General features: G+C 32.8%; 21 protein-coding genes. 5 read left to right on the top strand and 16 right to left on the bottom strand.

Annotation, left to right across the window (positions count from 1 at the left end; all coding sequences use genetic code 11):
- Positions 1-92 precede the first annotated feature (92 nt).
- Positions 93-371 carry a post-transcriptional regulator gene (locus CN692_RS22690; protein WP_098121399.1) on the bottom strand — a complete coding sequence of 93 codons (279 nt, stop codon included), beginning with the start codon at positions 369-371 and terminating at the stop codon, positions 93-95.
- Between the two features lie 156 nt (positions 372-527).
- Here CN692_RS22690 and spoVB point away from each other — a divergent pair, with 156 nt between their 5' ends.
- Entirely contained in the window at positions 528-2084 is a 1557-nt protein-coding gene (gene spoVB / locus CN692_RS22685) for a stage V sporulation protein B (RefSeq protein ID WP_098121398.1), read from the top strand.
- A 68-nt stretch (positions 2085-2152) separates the two neighbouring features.
- Here spoVB and CN692_RS22680 read toward each other — a convergent pair whose 3' ends face one another.
- Positions 2153-2803 carry a DUF421 domain-containing protein gene (locus tag CN692_RS22680; RefSeq protein ID WP_098121397.1) on the bottom strand — a complete coding sequence of 217 codons (651 nt, stop codon included), beginning with the start codon at positions 2801-2803 and terminating at the stop codon, positions 2153-2155.
- Positions 2804-3010: 207 nt separating this feature from the next.
- Here CN692_RS22680 and CN692_RS22675 point away from each other — a divergent pair, with 207 nt between their 5' ends.
- Positions 3011-3394 (top strand): TIGR04086 family membrane protein, encoded by a 384-nt coding sequence (locus tag CN692_RS22675; protein ID WP_098121396.1) that lies wholly within the window; start codon positions 3011-3013, stop codon positions 3392-3394.
- Positions 3395-3486: 92 nt separating this feature from the next.
- On the opposite strand, the gene yajC is transcribed toward CN692_RS22675, so the two are convergent.
- The 6 genes from yajC to ruvA all read right to left on the bottom strand — a co-directional run bounded on the left by yajC (position 3487) and on the right by ruvA (position 7928).
- On the bottom strand, positions 3487-3765 hold the full coding sequence (gene yajC, locus CN692_RS22670) for a preprotein translocase subunit YajC (protein ID WP_098121395.1): 279 nt from the start codon (positions 3763-3765) through the stop codon (positions 3487-3489).
- Positions 3766-3792: 27 nt separating this feature from the next.
- Entirely contained in the window at positions 3793-4932 is a 1140-nt protein-coding gene (gene tgt, locus CN692_RS22665; RefSeq protein WP_098121394.1) for a tRNA guanosine(34) transglycosylase Tgt, read from the bottom strand.
- Positions 4933-4952: 20 nt separating this feature from the next.
- Positions 4953-5981 carry a tRNA preQ1(34) S-adenosylmethionine ribosyltransferase-isomerase QueA gene (gene queA, locus CN692_RS22660; protein WP_098121393.1) on the bottom strand — a complete coding sequence of 343 codons (1029 nt, stop codon included), beginning with the start codon at positions 5979-5981 and terminating at the stop codon, positions 4953-4955.
- 128 nt (positions 5982-6109) lie between these two features.
- Positions 6110-6307, bottom strand: coding sequence for a DUF2905 domain-containing protein (locus CN692_RS22655; RefSeq protein ID WP_098121392.1), 198 nt, complete (start codon positions 6305-6307; stop codon positions 6110-6112).
- Positions 6304-7305, bottom strand: a complete 1002-nt coding sequence (gene ruvB / locus CN692_RS22650; RefSeq protein ID WP_098121391.1) for a Holliday junction branch migration DNA helicase RuvB — start codon at positions 7303-7305, stop codon at positions 6304-6306. Before ruvB ends, CN692_RS22655 begins: the two co-directional genes overlap by 4 nt.
- Positions 7306-7310: 5 nt before the next feature.
- The gene (gene ruvA, locus CN692_RS22645; protein ID WP_098121390.1) at positions 7311-7928 is read right to left on the bottom strand and encodes a Holliday junction branch migration protein RuvA; all 618 of its coding nucleotides are present in this window, start codon (positions 7926-7928) and stop codon (positions 7311-7313) included.
- A gap of 172 nt (positions 7929-8100) precedes the next feature.
- On the opposite strand from ruvA, the gene CN692_RS22640 reads away from it, so the two are divergent.
- Positions 8101-8646: a GNAT family N-acetyltransferase gene (locus tag CN692_RS22640; RefSeq protein ID WP_098121389.1), complete on the top strand. Its 546-nt coding sequence runs from the start codon at positions 8101-8103 to the stop codon at positions 8644-8646.
- A 584-nt stretch (positions 8647-9230) separates the two neighbouring features.
- Here the strand turns inward: CN692_RS22640 and CN692_RS22635 are convergent.
- Together CN692_RS22635 and CN692_RS22630 are read right to left on the bottom strand one after the other, a co-directional pair.
- On the bottom strand, positions 9231-9746 hold the full coding sequence (locus tag CN692_RS22635) for a BofC C-terminal domain-containing protein (RefSeq protein WP_179865690.1): 516 nt from the start codon (positions 9744-9746) through the stop codon (positions 9231-9233).
- 309 nt (positions 9747-10055) lie between these two features.
- The gene (locus tag CN692_RS22630) at positions 10056-11063 is read right to left on the bottom strand and encodes a DNA/RNA non-specific endonuclease (RefSeq protein ID WP_373605051.1); all 1008 of its coding nucleotides are present in this window, start codon (positions 11061-11063) and stop codon (positions 10056-10058) included.
- Between the two features lie 647 nt (positions 11064-11710).
- Between CN692_RS22630 and CN692_RS22625 the strand changes: the two genes are divergently transcribed.
- Together CN692_RS22625 and CN692_RS22620 are read left to right on the top strand one after the other, a co-directional pair.
- Positions 11711-12727 carry an aldo/keto reductase gene (locus CN692_RS22625; protein WP_098121387.1) on the top strand — a complete coding sequence of 339 codons (1017 nt, stop codon included), beginning with the start codon at positions 11711-11713 and terminating at the stop codon, positions 12725-12727.
- 52 nt (positions 12728-12779) lie between these two features.
- A complete protein-coding gene (locus CN692_RS22620; RefSeq protein ID WP_098121386.1) occupies positions 12780-13196 on the top strand; it encodes an SRPBCC family protein in 417 nt (138 codons plus the stop codon).
- A 212-nt stretch (positions 13197-13408) separates the two neighbouring features.
- On the opposite strand, the gene CN692_RS26330 is transcribed toward CN692_RS22620, so the two are convergent.
- The 6 genes from CN692_RS26330 to CN692_RS26325 all read right to left on the bottom strand — a co-directional run.
- Positions 13409-14080, bottom strand: coding sequence for a DUF7674 family protein (locus CN692_RS26330; protein ID WP_179865688.1), 672 nt, complete (start codon positions 14078-14080; stop codon positions 13409-13411).
- A gap of 229 nt (positions 14081-14309) precedes the next feature.
- Positions 14310-14984 carry a DUF3885 domain-containing protein gene (locus tag CN692_RS22610; RefSeq protein ID WP_098121385.1) on the bottom strand — a complete coding sequence of 225 codons (675 nt, stop codon included), beginning with the start codon at positions 14982-14984 and terminating at the stop codon, positions 14310-14312.
- Between the two features lie 178 nt (positions 14985-15162).
- Entirely contained in the window at positions 15163-15609 is a 447-nt protein-coding gene (locus CN692_RS22605; protein WP_098121384.1) for a GNAT family N-acetyltransferase, read from the bottom strand.
- A gap of 25 nt (positions 15610-15634) precedes the next feature.
- Positions 15635-16204 (bottom strand): TetR/AcrR family transcriptional regulator, encoded by a 570-nt coding sequence (locus CN692_RS22600; protein ID WP_098121383.1) that lies wholly within the window; start codon positions 16202-16204, stop codon positions 15635-15637.
- Positions 16205-16369: 165 nt separating this feature from the next.
- The gene (locus CN692_RS22595; protein WP_098121382.1) at positions 16370-17131 is read right to left on the bottom strand and encodes a YhcN/YlaJ family sporulation lipoprotein; all 762 of its coding nucleotides are present in this window, start codon (positions 17129-17131) and stop codon (positions 16370-16372) included.
- A 253-nt stretch (positions 17132-17384) separates the two neighbouring features.
- On the bottom strand, positions 17385-17588 hold a 204-nt coding region (locus tag CN692_RS26325), incomplete at its 5' end, for a hypothetical protein (RefSeq protein WP_179874521.1).

Below are 17588 nucleotides of genomic sequence, written 5' to 3'. Positions count from 1 at the left end.
TCCTCCTCTAACGAGTTCAAGTTCTAGTACGAAAATGGTATGTTTTCATTCTTTTATTATACAAATGCAATTTTTTCATTGTCAATTAATGGCTAAACTGACTCCCCAAACTGCCATGTAGGAGATTTAAATGCTTCGATTCGAACATAATTCATATAATCGTTAACAGTTAAAGAGAGTATGTCTTCCACCAGTTGAAAAAGCTTTGGTTCTTCCTCTTTTTTTCGCCATATGGTTTTTTCGAGGCATTCCCATAATTCATCCTCACTGACAGTATCAAATCCAAGCATTCTAAATTCATCCAATTTACTTTCAATTACTACCTGAAGCGTAGGTTTAAATTCTGCAGCTTGTTGATGAAATGTCGACATACTCTTCCCCCCTAATTTTCTGTATTTTTAGAAAAATGATGTTAGACCTTGATATTCATTTCCTAGTTGTTGAACTAACTTGTCATGCTTGCCTACATTTCTAGCATATATATAATTGTAAATCATTCTAGGCTGTTTGAGAAGGTGGTAAAAATAATGACAAAGCAAACGTTTTTAAGAGGAACGTTTTTTTTACTTATTGCAGGGCTCATCACAAGAATATTAGGATTTTTTAATCGAATTGTTGTCGCAAGAATCATGGGTGAAGAAGGCGTAGGATTATTTATGATGGCAGTCCCGACACTATTTTTAGTTATGACACTTACGCAGCTTGGATTACCAATCGCCATCTCAAAATTAATTGCAGAAGCAGTTGCCCAAAATAGACAAGATAAGATAAAAAAGATTTTAGCTGTTTCAATGTCAATCACTGGTATATTAAGTATCATTTTTACAACAGCTATGATCTTCTTAGCTCCTTTTATTGCAAAAAATCTATTAACTGACTCAAGGACTATGTACCCATTAATTGCCATCGCACCAGTTGTACCAATTATCGCAATTTCTTCCGTTTTACGTGGTTATTTTCAAGGTGTACAAAACATGCGTCCTTCTTCCTTTTCTCAAGTTATTGAACAAGTTGTACGTATCGTACTAGTTGCTGTTTGTACTAAAACTTTTTTACCATATGGTGTTGAATTTGCTGCAAGTGGTGCCATCATATCTTCAGTTTTAGGGGAATTGGCATCCTTAATTTATATGCTTTATGTATTTAAAAAGGAAAAAAATGCAAAGTTCATTACAGGATTTAAAGACAATATTAAAGACGGAAGAAAAACCCTAAGTGACTTATTAAGTATTGCACTCCCTACAACTGGAAGTCGATTAATCGGCTCTATATCAATGTTTTTGGAACCAATCGTAGTTTCACAAAGTTTAGCGATTGCTGGTGTAACAGCAGTAGTTGCAACAAAACAATATGGATTACTCTCTGGATACGCATTACCTTTATTACTTTTACCAGCGTTTATTACTTATGCACTATCTACTGCACTAGTACCTGCGATTAGTGAAGCAATGGCTAAAAAGGATCGCGTAACTGTTGAAAGAAGACTACAGCAAGCTCTACGTTACTCAATGATTGCCGGTGGATGGTCAGTCGTTGTTTTATATGTCTTTGCTTCACCAATTTTAACGCTAATGTATAAAAGTGACCAAGCCACACATTTCATCTTACTTTTAGCACCATGCTTTATTTTTTATTATTTTCAAGGTCCACTGCAAGCAGTATTACAAGCACTAAATCTTGCTAATTCAGCTATGATCAATAGCTTTGTAGGTTCAGTCGTAAAAATCGCTAGTATTTTATTCCTAGCTACAAATCCTAAGTTCGGTATTAACGGAGTTGCCTTAGCAATGAATATTAGTATTGTAACAATAACAGTTCTACATTATTTTACTGTTTTAAAAGCAATTAACTTTTCAATTTTCGTTAAAGACTATCTTTATTGTTTAATTATTTTAGGAGTCTGTATTTATATCGGCAAATTCATCAAAGAATATGTAGTCTTTTCATCCTCACTATTAGTACAAACATTGGCAAGCATCTCAATTGTGACATTAATGTATATCCTATTAATATTATTATTTAATCTTGTCAAAAAAGACGAGATCATTCGGATCCCATTCTTTAAAAAGCTAATCACAAGATAGATTAAAAAGGGAAAGGACGGAAGTTAGAGGGAGTATGAATACCATTCCCCTTACTTCCTTTTTTATCTCTACCCATCTTTTTTATCAAAGAAAATTTCGTCGTCTCGCAAACTGCAATACGATACTTGGTCAAAATCATCAATACCATGTTTTTTTAGCTCCTGAAGCAACCAAAGCTTATTTTTATGGTAAAGTTTTAAATTATCATCTTGGACAATACCATCTAATATTAGTGGAAATGTAAGTGTACTATCATAGCCGTCTCCATTTAATTCCTTTTTAAAGATGGATAACTTCCCTGTTGGTTCAAGTATTGCATAATCGACATCTCTTACATCTCCAATATCTTTTTCTCTTAGTTGAAGTAATAAATCATCGAACGTGTACCTTTGCTTTTTCATTTCTTTTTCTAATACTTTACCTTTACTGATAATCAATACTGGATTTCCATCCAAAATTTTTCTAAATAAAACACTTTTTAGAGATATGAGCGAAAAAATTATTTGTATCGCAACAATTAAGAACATCGGATAAATCACTTTTATGATTGGATCATTATGGTTTTCAATTCCAATTGCAGCTATTTCAGTTAATAAAATATAAACAACTAAATCTAATAAACTTAGCTCTCCAATTTCTCTCTTACCCATTATTCGAAAGAAAAACGCAATAATTAAATAGATTAAAATGGTACGAATCGTCATAGAACCTAATTCCATTTTACTAACCCTCACATCCAAAACTTTGCTGAATTTTAATTATTTATCTTTTTACATTCTTGCTTATTTAGAAGTAGTAACCACTTTACATATAAAAAATGGTAGAAATTTGTTCATAATTTTACTATTTGTAATTGCTCTATAAGTATTCTAAAAATTCATCTTATGAATATGCTTGTATAAAAGAGTGTACAAGGGGGAATATCAATGAAAAAAACAGCAACCGCTGTCTCTTTTGGCTTTTTAACTATTTTATTATTAGTATTATCAATTAGCTTAATTTTATCATTATTACTTAGACTAACTTCACTTACAGAATCAAGTGTCAATACAACAACTCTTGTCTTATCATTTATCGTAATGCTAATAGGTGGTTTTGTTACAGGAGCTAAAGGGAAAGAAAAAGGTTGGATTCTTGGGTTTCTAACAAGTGGAGCATACTCTGTATTTGTATTTTTTGTACAATTTCTTGGTTATGATCGAACTTTTTCAAAGGAGCAATTGATGTATCATGCCATTTTCATTGCGATCTGCATGTTAGGGTCAATTTTTGGTGTAAATGCTGCGAGTAATAAATCTTATAATAAATAAAACTCGACGATTAGTAAGCATTCTTGCTACTTCCTCGTATAAAAAACAAAACGCTAGTTTCCAAAATGGAACTAGCGTTTCTTTCGATACAATTATTTAGCTTGTGCACGAGTTTCACGAATTGCATTTTTTTCAAATACCATGCGTGAACCATCAGCAGTCTTTAATGTAATTGTATTATTTTCTTCGTTAACAGCATCAACTAAACCGTGTAATCCACCGATTGTTACAACCATATCGCCTTTAGCAATTCCAGCTTGCATATTAGCTGTTTGCTTTTGACGCTTTTGTTGTGGACGAATTAGTAAGAAGTAGAAAATTACGAACATTAATATTAGTGGTAAAATTCCACCTAAAGATCCTAAGCTCATTAATATCTTCCTTTCAATATGTAAATTTTAGAAGTTCCTAGCGTTCGGCTTATTAAAACCGTATTGTTCAAAAAATTCTTCTCGGAAATCACCTAAACGGTCTTCGCGAATTGCTTGACGAACTTGTTCCATTAATTGTAACAGAAAATGTAAGTTATGATAAGTAGTCAATCGCATTCCAAACGTTTCTTCACATCGAATTAAGTGACGAATATATGATCTTGTATAGTTTTTACAAGTATAACAATCACAATTTGGATCAAGTGGTGAATAGTCTTCTGCATATTTTGCATTTTTAATAACTAATCTTCCTTCACTAGTCATACATGTGCCATTACGTGCTATACGTGTTGGTAGTACGCAGTCGAACATATCTACGCCTCGAATTGCTCCATCAATTAATGAGTCAGGTGATCCAACGCCCATTAGATATCTTGGTTTATTCGTTGGCAGTAAAGGAGTTGTAAACTCTAGTACTCGATTCATTACATCCTTTGGCTCTCCAACTGATAATCCACCAATTGCATAGCCTGGGAAATCTAATGAAACTAAATCTCTTGCAGATTGCTTACGAAGTTCTTCATATTCTCCACCTTGTACAATACCAAATAATCCTTGATCTTCTGGTCTTTGGTGAGAATTTAGACAACGCTCTGCCCATCTACTAGTTCTTTCAACAGAACGTTTCATATAATCATACTCAGCAGGGTATGGTGGACATTCATCGAACGCCATCATAATATCTGAACCTAAAGCATTTTGAATTTCCATCGCTTTTTCTGGAGAAAGGAATAATTTATCACCATTTAAGTGATTTCTAAAATGTACTCCCTCTTCTTCAATTTTTCGGAATTGACTTAAGCTAAATACTTGGAAGCCACCAGAATCCGTTAAAATTGCTCGATCCCAGTTCATAAATTTATGTAGGCCACCAGCTTTTTTAATAATTTCATGACCTGGTCTTAACCATAAATGGTAGGTATTACTTAAAATAATTCCTGCCCCCATAGCTTTTAAATCTTCAGGTGACATTGTTTTAACTGTAGCTAAAGTACCAACAGGCATAAAAGTCGGTGTATCAAAAGAACCATGTGGTGTGTGTACGATTCCTAATCGCGCACCTGTTTGCTTACAAGTTTTAATATGTTCATAACGAATTGCTGTCATTTTTCGATTCCTTTCACGTCTTAAAGTATTAACATTGCATCGCCAAAACTAAAAAAGCGATACTTTTGATCTACTGCTTCATTATAAGCAGATAAAACTGCTTCTCTTCCAGCTAAAGCACTAATTAGCATTATAAGAGTTGATTTTGGTAAATGGAAGTTCGTAATCATACCATCAATCCCCATAAATTTATATCCAGGGTAAATGAAGATAGACGTCCAACCACTGCTTCCTTCAAACTTGCCTTCATTTGCTGTAGCAATGGTCTCAACTGTTCGGGTAGAAGTTGTCCCAACAGTAATGATTCTACCACCGTTTGCTTTTGTATCATTTAATAGTTTAGCCGTTTCATCAGACATATAGTAATATTCTGAATGCATATCATGCTCTTCAATTGATTCTACACTTACAGGTCTAAATGTACCTAAACCTACATGCAAAGTAATAAATGCTAATTTTACGCCTTTTTCTTGAACTTTTGCTAAAAGCTCCTTCGTAAAATGCAAACCTGCTGTTGGTGCTGCAGCTGAACCAATTTCTTTTGCAAAAACTGTTTGGTAGCGGTCTTTATCTTCTAACTTTTCTTTAATATAAGGAGGTAGTGGCATTTCGCCTAATTGATCTAGAATTTCATAAAAAATTCCATCGTATTGGAATTTTAACTTTCTTCCACCTTGATCACTACTGCCTACACATTCTGCTTTTAATCTGCCATCTCCAAATAAAATGATTGTACCTTCTTTTACTCTTTTAGCAGGCTTTACTAGTGTTTCCCACACATCTTGCTCTTCTTGCTGAAGTAATAATACTTCTATTTGAGCTCCTGTATCTTCTTTTACACCAAATAATCTAGCAGGCATTACTTTCGTTTCATTTAAAACTAAGCAATCTCCCTCTTGTAAATAATCTAACACATCAGGAAATTGTTTATGCTCTACATTCCCCGACTCTTTATGTAATACCATTAGTCTTGATGCTTCTCGATCTAATAAAGGAGTTTGAGCAATCAGCTCCTCAGGCAAATCAAAATCAAATAAATTTACATCCATTTCTAAACACCTCGTATATTTCAAGGGCAAGGGTGTAAGGGAGAATCTCTTAAAATTCTCCCTTTCTAATTCTTGCCCTACGTATTTCCTATTCCCTTAAACCCTATCTTTTCCAAAATCATGTATTATCATTTTTTCCCAAAAAATGAAAAAATAAGTGATAGTAATACACTTATGATAATACAAGTAACAATTGGGAAATAAAATGATACATTTCCTTTTTTAATAAAGATATCACCTGGAAGTTTACCTACAAATTTCATAAACAATCCAACTAATAACAATATAACACCTAGCGTTATTAACACTTTTGATATATCAGTCATTGCTCAGGTACCTGCAAACCAAAATGTTTATACGTTAAATCAGTTACAATTCTTCCTCTAGGAGTTCGTTGAAGGAATCCAATTTGAAGCAAATAAGGTTCGTACACATCTTCAATTGTTTGTGATTCTTCTCCGATCGAAGCCGCAATCGTATCAACTCCAACAGGACCACCTCGGAATCTTTCAATAATAGCTAGTAACAGTTTATGGTCGATATGATCTAGACCCGCTTCATCTACTTGCATTTGAATTAAAGAATCTTTAGCTATTTCAAATGTAATAATTCCACTGCCCTGTACTTGAGCAAAGTCTCTAACTCTTCGTAATAAACGGTTTGCAATTCGAGGTGTACCTCTAGACCTTCTAGCAATTTCTAAAGCAGCTTCCTTCTCGATTTCCATTCCATATAACTCAGCCGTTCTTCTAACGATTAATGCAAGCTGTTCAACTGTATAAAACTCTAATCGATTTAATACACCAAAACGATCTCTAAGTGGTGAAGAAAGCAAACCTGCTCTAGTTGTTGCACCGATTAGTGTAAAAGGTGGTAAATCAATCCTTACTGACCTTGCAGTTGCATCCTTTCCAATAACGATATCAAAGAAAAAATCTTCCATCGCTGGATAAAGTACTTCTTCCACTGTACGAGGTAGTCGGTGTATTTCATCAATAAATAACACATCACCAGGTTGTAATGACGTCAAAATCGCTGCTAAATCTCCAGGACGCTCAATCGCCGGTCCAGAAGTAGTTTTAAAGCCTACACCTAACTCATTCGCAATAATTGCTGCTAAAGTAGTTTTACCTAAACCAGGAGGACCGTACAATAAAACGTGATCTAAAGATTCGTTACGCATTTTTGCAGCCTCAATAAAGACTTGCAAATTCTTTTTAACTTTATCCTGCCCTATATATTCTTTTAATGTTTGAGGCCTAAGTGATAGTTCTTGATCAACATCTTCACGATTACTTTCACTTGATAAAATTCGATCATCCATTTTCATCACCTCTTAGCTTGCAATAGTAGTTGAAGTGCTTTTTTAATATATTCATCAGTAGAAAGTGGTTCATTTTTCAATAATGGTACGATCTTTTTAACTTCTTTCTCTGCATACCCTAATGCTTTTAAAGCTTCAATGGCATCGTCTAATGAAGATGCTGCATTTTCTTTTTCTTCCATCGCATCTATGTCAGTAAATAAATCTACTTGTACCGTTCCAAAAACTTTCTCAAGCTTTCCTTTTAGGTCTAGAATCATTTGTCTTGCTGTCTTTTTACCAACGCCTGGGAATTTTGTTAAAAATGCTTCGTCCTCTTCTTCAATTGCTTGAACAATTTGATTTGGCTCACCTGTTGCAACAATCGCCAAAGCACCTTTTGGTCCGATTCCAGACACACTTAATAATTTTTGAAATAAAGTTCGTTCATCAAGCGTTTTAAAACCATATAACATCATAACATCTTCTCTTACGTAAAGATGTGTATAAACTTTTAAGATTTCATTTGAAGGTCTAAAAACATATGGATTAGGTGTAAATAATTGATATCCCATTCCATTATGATCGATTACTATATATTCCGGTCCAACCCATTCTATCTTTCCAATTACGTATTCGTACATGGTTTTCTCCCCTTTTTACATGTATTCCATTGTACCATATATAGAAGAAGGAAAAAAATAGTCGGGTGTCGAAAATAAAAATTTTATACATAGGTATTAACGATCGAAATAGTTAAAAGTGATTATCTATATAAATTGCCATTTCATAAAAATACGATAAGGAGGCAATTATTTGAACTTATTTCCGAACATTTTAACTGAGCGACTTTATTTAAGAGAAGTTAACATTACTGATACAAATCGATTGTTTACAATATTATCTAGAGAAGATGTTACGAAATATTATGGATTAGATGCACTAACAAATAGTAGTCAAGTGATTGACTTAATTCATTTTTTTAGAGAAATGTATGAAACACGTAGTGGCATCCGCTGGGGAATTATTGAAAAAGAGACAAACAAATTAATCGGAACATGTGGATTTAATGCCTATCAAGAACGTAACAAAAGAGCTGAAGTTGGCTATGAGATCCACCCAGATTATTGGCGAAAAGGGTATGCAACTGAAGCTGTAAAAGCTTTATTAAATTATGGATTTGATATGCTACAACTAAATCGAATAGGAGCTATCGTCTATCCAGAAAATCTACCTTCACAAAAACTTCTTGAAAAAATTGGATTCACTAATGAAGGTTTATTAAGAGAGTATTTAATTCAAGGTACCTCGGTTCATGATACATATGCTTATTCAATCTTACGTAAAGAATGGGTTATTTAAGTACAAGGTCATAGCTAAGAATCTATTAATGAGAGTAAGACTAAGAGCCTCAAGAAAAACTCTTGTGTTTTTTCAGTGTGTGAAATATAAAATGGTCAATAGGCTATTTATTTAATTTAATGGACAATTTATTTGTGGCATACCAATAAACTTTATTAATTGCTCTTTTTCAGAATTTTAAATATTAAGAAATCATTGTTTGAAGAACAATTTCAATTATTAGTTTATAGGTAGATGATTTATCGATATTAGCAAAATAACCCAGTATATCAATTTTTATTTTTCTCTAAGTAAGAGGGATTAATAAGGTTCTTTTTAGTATGCTTTTTTTATTTTGATAAGTGATTGGAACGAAAGGATTCTCGACTCCTATGGGAAATGCGGGAAGGCTGAGACCCCACAGGCTCGCCGAGGAGGCTCAGGTCTCGCCCCATGGAAAGCGAGAATCCTGTAGTGGAAATCAACATCAGACAGCTTCCTTTACATTGATAAATATTGCTCCTCTGTTGACAAGTCCTTTTTCCAACAGCATAAAAAACCCACAAGAAAAAACTCTTGTGGATTTCTTTATGACTTACCAAATTTTAATTTATAATTCTTTCATACTCTTTTAAGTAATGTAATAGATAATCGTAATGATTTTTAGTCGAAATTTTTATTCCTTCTTCAAGTTCCTTTTGTTTATTTACTTCTAATTTATTCGTATCAATTTGAAAAAAAGATTCAATAATATTATTCCCACTTGGCGTTCCAATATATAAGTTTAACATCCCACTTGAATTGATTCCTAAATAACCTTTCGACTTCAACGTAGGAGAAAGATCATTTATTTTTTTCATCAACACAATTTGATCATCATTTTCTTCTATAACTTTCCAACCTTTAAATTCTTTTTTTACTTGTCCAAGTGTTTTATGTTGATTAATATAGATTTCTTCAATCACTTCACCGTTTATATACACCTTATGTAAAATGATTGTAATTCCCTTATTAGTCGTACTTTGGCGATGAATATTATGATGTGCTGCCAATGTTTCAGTTTGTGCCGGAATTAGTAGTAGTGCTATTAAACAAACAAACATTAAAATAAACTTTTTCACAAACATCCACTCCCCTAGACAAAATCATAAAGCTTTTTTAGTTTGACCATTCATTTTTACTTTATCCAAGTGTTTTATATTTTTTTCTTTCTAAAGGCTCAGTTAAATTTAAATGTTGATTTCTGTACTAAAAAAAGGCTGCCTAATGAGACAACCTTTGGGTAAACTTTTTTAACTAAAGCATTCGTTCGTTACATAAGAAACACTATATTTCTAAAATAACAATGATGCTGTATTAATAAATTGATAAGTTCAAAACACTGAAAACAAATTATCAAGGGAATAAAGATAGAATTAGTATAACGCCATTTATTCGCCTACTAAACCATCACCATCACGGTCATCCATATATTTATAGAGCCATGAATCGCGCGTAATTGGCATTTTAAAGCCAGCTGCTTTGGCTTCAGCGATCGTAACTCTTCCATTATGATTTGTATCCACTTTACTAATATCTTCATTACTATTTTTCGTTTTGTTAGCAGGAACATTGTTTGTTTTCGGTGGGGTACTGTTGGTACCTGTCGTTTTCCCTAAATTTTTGTTCACTTTATCTGGGTTTACATTGTCAAATTCATCTGTAATGGATCTGCCCTGAATTTTGTAAGTGAATTTATAATGTTTAGGAATTTGCGTCTTATTATTTGGATATTGAATTACTGCTACGAAATCAGTACAACCTCCTGCATCCCGAATCACTTTTTCCATATAAGCTTGATCGCCATGCCTATTCAGATTGCTGTCCTGAGGTGTAATGTTATATGCGTTTGATACTCCCCCAAGCGAGTCAGCAATCACATGCCCTTTATCCAAGATAGGACTCTCTGTACCAGGAACATTTGCTTCATCAGAGTAATATCTACCTGATGACAAAACATGATCAGTATTCGAATTTTGAAGTGTTATCTTTTTCGCTTCAACACGAATTAGCTGACCGTATTGATTTGTATACGCCCAATATTCCCGTTTTCCATATCCTACATCTACTTTGACATTCGGCTGTCTATATCCTGACATATCCCCGCCATTTACTACAATTAGGGTATATTTGCTATAATCAAATCCGTTCGTTGTACTTGTTACCTTTGAAGTGCTAGAAGCAGGAACACTTTTTTTCGGTTCACTATCACTATTTGGTTTTTCTGTGTCATCGGCAGATGTACTCTTATTGGCTTCAACAGTCTTAGAAGCCGTGCTCGTTATAGATTGCACTTTTTTTGCCGAAGTCTGTTCAGTGATTTTTCCGCAACCTGTAAATACAGATACTAAAATCACAGTAAATAAAATCAAAATTAATCTTTTGTTCACACTTCGCACACCTTTCTCATGTTTCTACTCTAAAAATCACATTTTAACGATAACACATTTTGGCCTTTTGTTGGAAAATACCTATTATTGGTATTGAATCCTTATGCTACGATCCCGCCAGTTACCTACATAAAAAAAACAATCCCAATTGAGATTGAATATAAAGGTCAATTAGTAGCCCTTCCGATGGATTTCTCAGGATTGAAGCTGTCACACAAATGCGTTGGCATAAAGATAAGTGGATTTCCCCTGCACTTGATTCATTTCTAGCTACTGTACGTGAGTCGTTCACTCACCATATTTAAGCTGAGAATAAAAACTAAAACAGTTAAAAATTAAAAAAGTAAATAGAAATAACTTAATAAGACGAATCCATATTTTTGGGTTCGTCTCTATCAAATTATATTTTACCTCTCTATTTTTACATTTATATATGTTTGGTTCTTATGTTACCTATAGGTTCCTAAGGTACCAGAATGTTTCTATCGTACTTAAAAGTACGTTCTTTTTTTTATTTTTACTTTATTTAATAATAGCAATTGTAGAGAAGAGGTTACTTATAAACATCAAATTATAAGCGTGGCTCTTTTCTTTTAAAAAATTAATTACTTATCTTCATGTTATTCATGAAGACCTGTATATATAGGAGGATTTTTATGAAAGAGAAAAACTTGTTTCAAGGAAAATTAGGTTTTGGTACTGCTCCATTAGGAAATATGTTCCGTAACATCCCAGAAGAAGAAGCAATCGCAACGGTTGATGCTGCATGGAATAGTGGCATACGTTACTTTGACTCTGCTCCATTTTATGGTGCTGGTCTTGCTGAAATCCGTTTAGGAGAAGCATTATCAAAATACAATCGTGATGAATTTGTACTAAGTACGAAAGTTGGTCGTTTAATTCTTGATGAACTAGAAGATCCTACTGCACGTGACTTAGGAGAAAAAGGCGGTCTATTTGAATTCGGACGTAAGAATAAGCTTGTGAACGATTATAGTGCTGACGCAACATTACGATCAATCGAAGATAGTTTAAATCGTTTGAAAACTGATCGTTTAGACATTGTCTATGTTCATGATATTGCACAAGACTTTTATGGTGACGAGTGGTTAGCGCAGTTTGAAATTGCTCGTACTGGAGCATTCCGCGTCCTTTCTCAATTACGAGAAGAAGGTGTTATTAAAGCTTGGGGACTTGGCGTAAATAAAGTAGAACCTATCGAAATTGCATTAGAATTAGGTGAACACAAACCTGATGTTAGTTTATTGGCTGGACGTTATACACTTCTTGATCATGATCGTGCACTTCATCGATTAATGCCAGAGGCTGCTAAACAAAATGTTGATATTATCGTTGGTGGTCCTTACAGCTCAGGTATTTTAGCTGGTGGAACTCACTTCGAATATCAAAAAGCATCACCTGAAATTATCGCAAAGGTTGAGAAAATTAAAGGCATTGCACAACGACATGGTATTAGTATAAAAGCTGCAGCCCTTCAATTTTCACTAGCAAATCCAGCAGTTGCATCAGTAATCCCAGGTGCAAGTAAACCAGAACGTATCGCTGAAGACAAAGCTGCATTAAATGAAGTAATTCCAGCTGCATTTTGGCATGAAATGCGCGAACATAAATTAGTTGCTGAAAATGCACCACTACCAATTGATGTTAAATAACGCAAGAATTAACACTTAAATATCTTAAATAACTACAATAGGAGTGAATACAATGGCAAATACAAAAGTTACAATGGAAATCCCTGCTTCAGCAACACAAGTATGGAATTTAATTGGCGGATTTAATACATTACCAGATTGGTTACCATATATCCCAACTAGTGAACTAAGTGAAGGTGGTCGTGTTCGTAGTTTAGCGAACCCAGATGGCGATGTAATTATTGAACGCCTAGAAGCATTCAATGAAAAAGAGCGTTTATATACCTACTCGATTATGAAAGCACCATTCCCAGCGACTAACTATCTATCAACTATTCAAGTTCTTGAACATCCAGATAAAAATAAATCAATTGTTGAGTGGTCAGGTAGTTTTACACCTGTGAGTGTAAGTGATGAAGAGGTCATCGATTTATTCCATGGTATATATAAAGATGGATTGGAAGCATTGAATAAAGCTTTTAATGCATAAGTATAAAAGTTAGTTCAAATATTTTAAAAAAAACAAAGGGAAGCTCTTTTCCCTTTGTTTTTTTATTAAATTATTTACTTATGCAATAAACGCATGCATTAGCCAACCATGAACCCTCAGATTCACCACAGTGAATGGAAGTCTATGGTACTTTCATAGTAGTTGAATAAGAAGCCTAGCTTAAATATATTTTATAAATAAACACAGTTCTCTTAATTTTTTTTAATCGTATACTGAATTTTTATATCATTTATCCGTTTTTTCACAATATCGTTTTGCGCATTTCTCGCACATTTGACCTGTAATGTCTTTCCGTTTAACCATGTGACATCAAAAAGATGATCTGACGCAAAGCAAACTATTGAAGAGTCTGATAATTCTTTGTCCTCATCTAAAATATATAATTCATACTTAAACGTATCGCCATTATTTCGATTGAAAATATGAGCAATTTTTTTCTGATTTGGTGAAACAAACTTTACAGGTGCGTCACCAACATATGGTCGCTTTCTACTCCAAAAGTCATCAAGATTATTCCACCATTTTAATGATTCAGGAAGTAAGAATTTTTTTATTCCATCGTGATTCCCTGCGTACTGTTGTATATCTTCAAGTAATCCAATGGTAGCAGCTTCTTTAACAACTTCATCTCCATTGATGTGCAATTGCTCAACCAACTCAAATATAGCTGGGAAATCATCGTATTGTCCTTTTTTATGTAATTCAGCTACATGTCGTGCAAAATCAGAGATATCTAAATACAATAATTGTTCTTCATTTTGTTCATAATTATCTTTTAGATATGCCTCCCATCTTTTTTTATATGACGGACATGCTCCTACTAATAACTTCATTACATCCTGTTTTTTAATTTCATTACTCACTTAGAACACCTGCTTTAAATTATTCTTAATGATCTATATTTCATTCATTTTTGTGTATTTATTCTTATTTATCATTAAGACAAAAAGTATTAATCAATCAATAGGCTCATGAAAATTTACTTCCTTATTCCACTAAATTGCCATTTTGTTGAATAAAAAAATAAGCTGCCAAAGCAACTCATTTTGTACAACGAAAGCAACGCGTTAGTTGCATAAGAAGCTTTAAGATTTACTTATTAAGTCCTAATCCATTCTCAATCCTATTTCTATCTACATCTTCAACCCAATCAAAATACTTTTTATAAAGCAACCGCAATCTTTCTACATTACGTGCAACCACTTCACAACCTCTATCGTCATATATGAAGAAAATAATATCTTTAGTGACATTAACAAAAAAAACATCTGGATAACCAATTGAATATCCACCAAACCTTGGGTTTAATGGTGGGAAATCTTCATTACATGCTGCCTTAAGTAATTGATGTACATTGAAATCTTTCCGTTTACATTTTAACGAAAATTGTTGCATTTCATATTCTTCAGCATCGTCCATCTCGAACGGATATGGAAATGATTTAACCTGAATTTTGTTTAAATCATTTTTATTCTTTAGAAAACGCTTATAGACATTCAATTTTTTGATTCGTTTTTCTTTAGTTTTGTGCTTATACAGATTAGTTACAAGAAATAAATCATCATCCTCTTCAAATAGCTCATTAAATATTGTAGAAGTTTGTTTATATACAAGTCTAAACCTATCAAAATTTAACTCATCATGTTTTTTAAACTGATATATATTTCCTCCAAGTGAAAAGTGGATACCAAAGTCCCATTGATAATAAACACTTGGAATTAATTCGACATTTGGAAACTTATCGCTGAGATAGTCTTTTAAATTCATATAATTTTACTCACTTTCAAAAAAGTTCAATATTTCATGTTAAATATTGTATCATTCCTTATTCCACTAATCTGTCAGTTAGCTAAATAAGAAAATCAACAATATATCTAACAGACCTAATAAAAAAAACCTAAAGATTCTTTAGGATAGTTTAAAAACATGAAAATTAAATAGCTACTCAAATTTCAAAAAGAGTGATAAAGAAATCTGGGGCCACTTCAATTTTGGATTTAAATTTAAAACCAAAATTTTTATATAAGTTAATTGCTGGATAATTCTCTGATCCGGTTGAAACGATTACTTTTTTCGTTTTGACTATATTATTTAAAAAATTACCTACTAATTTTTTAGCAATACCTTGCTTAAAGTAATTAGGATGTACGACCAATCTACATATTTGATATTCATCCTCGGTTTCTGAATAAGCTAAGAATCCCATTAATTCATTCTGATCCATATAACCAATAAAGATCTCATTCGAGTCTGTAATGCTCTTTGCATTATCTTTTAATTGAGGGATTCCTTCAAAATTAATTAAATTTGCCTCTACTTTATATGCCGGTAGTTGTACATTTAAAATTAAATTTGCTATCTTAATGTCTTTATTATTTAATTTAGTGATCAAAAAATTTCTCCCCCAATGCGTTCTATTACTGCCCATTTGACAAACCATTTAAAATATAAAAATTAAATAGTTCAGTGATTTTTTTAGGAGTAAGTGCATCATGTTCTTTCTCCCAATCGATTTTTAGTGTTGTATAAAGTCGAAACATTACCATAGCAGTTATTTCAGGATCACATTCAACGATTTCTTTCTTGGCGATTGCTTCTTCAATTTTCTTTTGTATGTATAATATAATTGAATTATTTAATCGTTTTAAAGCGTCGTACACAGCAATTGTTCCAAATTCTTTTTGTTCTTGAAGTAATTTTATTGTTAATTCATGTTCATTATGAAATGCAATGAAAACTTCAATCCCTTTATGAGCTTTTTCAATGAATGAATCTTCATCACGAATTGATTGTTCAGCTAAAAACTTCATTTCATTAATCAAGTTATTGATGATTTCATCAAACAATTCTTCTTTATTTTTGAAAAAAGTATAGATGGTTCCTTTTCCTACATTTGCTTGTTTTGCAATCTGACTCATTGTAGTTGCTTTATACCCAAATATGGTAAATGACTTTGTGGCAGCTTCTAAAATATTTTGCTTTTTCAAAAAAACTCACCTCAAATTCTATTTTAAACCAATGGCCAATACGGTTTTTTGGTCAATATAAAAATCACTTTATCATATTGTTTATTCTATATCAATCGAGTTGTTAAACAATTCAAAATAGAACTAAAAAGAAGAAGCAAAAGCTTCTTCCTTTTAGTTAGTAGATTAACGGTTAGGTTTTGTCGCATCTTTTACATCATTTTTTACATTACGATACATATGTTTAACATTTTCTTTTGTATCGTATAATACATTCTTTGTAGCATTCGGGACGTTATTTAAATTGTTTCTAATTGTTCCATCGAATGTTATATAAACTTTTTTACCACTTGTATATGGTGACAATGTGTCTTTGATTTTTGAGCGAGTTGCGCTCTCATCAACATTTTTATTTACTAAATCTACTGCGACAAGTACCTGGTCACCAACAGCAACCGTGTTTGCGTCGGCTACATTTGACATTCGTTCTACTCGTTTAGAAATCTGGTCTGCAAACTTTCGCTCACCAGTTGTCATATTAGCGTTTGTACTTATATTTGTATAAGGTACAACAGGAGCTGTATTTAAATCGTTATTATAACGCACTTGATCCATATTGTAGTTTCTATTCGTATAATTGACATTTCTTCCATAAGTTCCATTATGGATTAAGCCATCATTCGAATATTCACTACTTAAACCTTCATTTATACGATCATTTCCGTAGTGAACGTTTTTCTTATTGAAATAATCTTTGTTATTCGGATAGTTAACGTTTTCATAACGATAATTAACCGCATAAGGGTTAGTCGGTCTATTGAAATCAACTTTTTCATAACCAACGTTTCTTTTGTGGTCATTCATGGCATTATTGTTTGTTCCACAAGCAGCTAATGATAAAGCTGTTAACACGGTACCTGTAGCAACGATAAGACCCTTTTTATTCAATATAAAACCCTCCCTTTAATTACAGCTAATTGTAATACTAAAAATGTATTACAAAGTTAGGATGACCTTTTTAGGGAGTTTTTAAATTGTTAATTGATGGGATGAAACTCATAATAAGTAAAAAACTGCTTCATTGTATTTAGCTACTGAATGATTGGGAAAATAAAAACAGAGGCATATCCTACTACCTCGATTCTTCTTTATATGTAAAAAAAGACGATTAAAAATAAATCGTCTTTTCAAGGTAACTTTTTTAATTTTCATCTTCCTCAAAATATGGAACTCCGTATGATGACTGATTATGAGCATAAGGAGTAAATAATTGCGAATTTGGATCAAAATAAGGCTCTGATGAATCACGATACATAGGTGTATTTGGTCCAGTAGCATAAGGTGAAACAACTGGCCCATTACCTTGGAATTTTGGATAGTCCATAGCTGGCATTGTTGCTGGGAA

Origin of the sequence: Bacillus sp. AFS002410 (assembly GCF_002556365.1) — a bacterium.
GTDB lineage: Bacteria > Bacillota > Bacilli > Bacillales > Bacillaceae_G > Gottfriedia.
Note: the sequence above shows the minus strand (reverse complement) of the source record. Positions and strands in the feature narration are given on the sequence as shown.

What these genes read in the sequence shown, in the direction of transcription:
- CN692_RS22690 (WP_098121399.1), bottom strand. Translation starts at nt 371, where the DNA reads ATGTCGACATTTCATCAACAAGCTGCAGAATTTAAACCTACGCTTCAG.
- spoVB (WP_098121398.1), top strand. Translation starts at nt 528, where the DNA reads ATGACAAAGCAAACGTTTTTAAGAGGAACGTTTTTTTTACTTATTGCA.
- CN692_RS22680 (WP_098121397.1), bottom strand. Translation starts at nt 2,803, where the DNA reads ATGGAATTAGGTTCTATGACGATTCGTACCATTTTAATCTATTTAATT.
- CN692_RS22675 (WP_098121396.1), top strand. Translation starts at nt 3,011, where the DNA reads ATGAAAAAAACAGCAACCGCTGTCTCTTTTGGCTTTTTAACTATTTTA.
- yajC (WP_098121395.1), bottom strand. Translation starts at nt 3,765, where the DNA reads ATGAGCTTAGGATCTTTAGGTGGAATTTTACCACTAATATTAATGTTC.
- tgt (WP_098121394.1), bottom strand. Translation starts at nt 4,932, where the DNA reads ATGACAGCAATTCGTTATGAACATATTAAAACTTGTAAGCAAACAGGT.
- queA (WP_098121393.1), bottom strand. Translation starts at nt 5,981, where the DNA reads ATGGATGTAAATTTATTTGATTTTGATTTGCCTGAGGAGCTGATTGCT.
- CN692_RS22655 (WP_098121392.1), bottom strand. Translation starts at nt 6,307, where the DNA reads ATGACTGATATATCAAAAGTGTTAATAACGCTAGGTGTTATATTGTTA.
- ruvB (WP_098121391.1), bottom strand. Translation starts at nt 7,305, where the DNA reads ATGGATGATCGAATTTTATCAAGTGAAAGTAATCGTGAAGATGTTGAT.
- ruvA (WP_098121390.1), bottom strand. Translation starts at nt 7,928, where the DNA reads ATGTACGAATACGTAATTGGAAAGATAGAATGGGTTGGACCGGAATAT.
- CN692_RS22625 (WP_098121387.1), top strand. Translation starts at nt 11,711, where the DNA reads ATGAAAGAGAAAAACTTGTTTCAAGGAAAATTAGGTTTTGGTACTGCT.
- CN692_RS22620 (WP_098121386.1), top strand. Translation starts at nt 12,780, where the DNA reads ATGGCAAATACAAAAGTTACAATGGAAATCCCTGCTTCAGCAACACAA.
- CN692_RS22610 (WP_098121385.1), bottom strand. Translation starts at nt 14,984, where the DNA reads ATGAATTTAAAAGACTATCTCAGCGATAAGTTTCCAAATGTCGAATTA.